This window comes from Stenotrophomonas sp. HMSC10F07 (assembly GCF_001807895.1).
Lineage (GTDB): Bacteria > Pseudomonadota > Gammaproteobacteria > Xanthomonadales > Xanthomonadaceae > Stenotrophomonas > Stenotrophomonas sepilia.
Genome location: NZ_KV791390.1, coordinates 1 through 1,835, shown reverse-complemented (window position 1 = coordinate 1,835; position 1,835 = coordinate 1). Strand labels below are relative to the sequence as shown.

The following is a 1,835-nucleotide window of genomic DNA, read 5'->3' as shown; positions in this document are numbered from 1 at the left end:
AGTTGCCCAGCCACTGCCCTGCTTCGTCATACAGCGTGATCTGGGCAGTCTACCGGCAGGGGTACGCAGCACGCGCTCGCCGCGATGGTTGTAGGCGTTGCTTTCCTGCACGGCATTACCCTGCTTCACCGCGTTCATGCGGTTGGTATCGCTGCAGGTAAACGATCTGCTGTCAGAGCGTGGTATTCCCTGCTGCATTAGGGCTGCGTGCAGCGCGACGATTCGCTACCGTCCGCTGCCCCAGGAGCTGCCGCCCACTAATCGATCCGTCTGAACAGACCACGCCTCCAAAAGATGCTGCGCGCCGGATTCACCACCATTCTTCAGTACAGAAAGAATCGCATCTAATCTACTTTTAATAGCATTGGACATTGGCAACTTCAAAAGCGTCTTCAGCGTCGCGTCCGCCGCCACGAAATCGCCAAGCCGGATGGCGGATATGTATTTTACCCATTCCGAATAGTCGCTTGTGAAGTCAAGACTGTCGACATAGAGCAACAAGTCTGCCGCCGTTCTCACTGTCTCAAGCTTTTTGGCATGCGCCTCATGCATTCCACAGAAAAAACCTTTATCCACTTCCGCGCTTGCAATCCTCTGACCTAGAGACATGTGCAGGTAGGGCAAATCATCATATGTCGGAATTACGAAGGTCCATACATAGGTAGAGGATGGCGCAGGATCCAACGTGAAACCTGAGATAACATCGCGCGTATGTAACGCAATCAAAAAATTGCCAACGACTCGCAGACCGCTCCTCTTGGCCTCGCGCTTCATTCTCCAAAGCGCAATGGATTTCATGCTAGGGCGCCGACTTTTCAGAAGAACCAGAGGCGGCGCCTGGCTGACGATCGTACAAAGCGATAAATGCCTCCCAGCCGAATTCCTTCTCAATGGCTTGCCGCACCAATCCCGAAGTCGCGAACCAAGAGGTATTGGTATGCATGTCAAGACCTTCAGGGCCGAACTCGTCCAAGAGGTAGAGCATCTTTCTTCTAGACATCCTCGCCCTCTCGTCCCGAAGAATTGCGCGACGATGTTTTTTCATAAGCAGTCTGAATTGCTTGGCCGTTGTAACACCGAGCCGCGCAAGCTCATCCAGCAGTTCTTCGGGCTCGAAATCACCATAGTCGTGCCGGCGATGGAACAGACTCCCTACTATTTTTCTTAGAGCCCTTGCGGTCAAGGGTGCCAAGTCAATCTTCGCTCGCGAATGCAATGACTTCACTATCAACTCCACGTCCTGTCATCTACAGGCATGCTACGAACCATCACGGAATCCAGGCCGCATTGTGCCTGGAACCATGAAGATCGACGGATCACTGCCTATCACTGCAAATTTAACGACGGCCCCTCAGTTGGACACATCGCTACGTTGGGTTCGGCGAAGTCAACATTGCCACAGACCTCAGGGAACAGAGTACAGAGCGTCTTGCAGGAGGCAAGGTCGCCATTCTCACAGGCTACCTGAAGGGCAACCCGGAGGGCCAGACCCGGCCCGATTGCCTTTGGGGGAAGCAGGTAGTGCGGTTTCTTTTTGTACTTCGGCTTACCTGAATGGCTATCCAGCTGCCAACCCCATCCTGGCCGCTTGGGATCATCCTTCCAATGCTTATCTGGGTTGCCTGTGCCATCTGGCGAGCGAGTCAAATTGCGCTCGCCTTTGCGTCGCGACATTTCCCCTAGAGGATCAACATAGGACAGAGGATTGCTTTCAGCGTAAGAGAATGTGGAGATGCCGCCATTCAGCCCGATGGGATCACTCTGAGAGTAGCGCCCCACGGATGGGTCGTACTCGCGCTGATAGTTGTAGAACAACCCACTCGCATCCGTCGCCT

3 protein-coding genes are annotated in these 1,835 nt (G+C 53.9%); all 3 read right to left on the bottom strand.

The window, feature by feature from the left end:
- Nucleotides 1-225: 225 nt before the first annotated feature.
- A complete protein-coding gene (locus HMPREF3114_RS20995) occupies nt 226-798 on the bottom strand; it encodes a hypothetical protein (protein WP_141750807.1) in 573 nt (190 codons plus the stop codon).
- A 1-nt stretch (nt 799) separates the two neighbouring features.
- The gene (locus tag HMPREF3114_RS20990; protein ID WP_176746378.1) at nt 800-1,225 is read right to left on the bottom strand and encodes a hypothetical protein; all 426 of its coding nucleotides are present in this window, start codon (nt 1,223-1,225) and stop codon (nt 800-802) included.
- Nucleotides 1,226-1,326: 101 nt separating this feature from the next.
- Nucleotides 1,327-1,835 (bottom strand): RHS repeat-associated core domain-containing protein (locus HMPREF3114_RS20615; protein ID WP_141750806.1); only part of this gene is annotated, 509 nt, incomplete at its 5' end.

What these genes read in the sequence shown, in the direction of transcription:
- HMPREF3114_RS20995 (WP_141750807.1), bottom strand. Translation starts at nt 798, where the DNA reads ATGAAATCCATTGCGCTTTGGAGAATGAAGCGCGAGGCCAAGAGGAGC.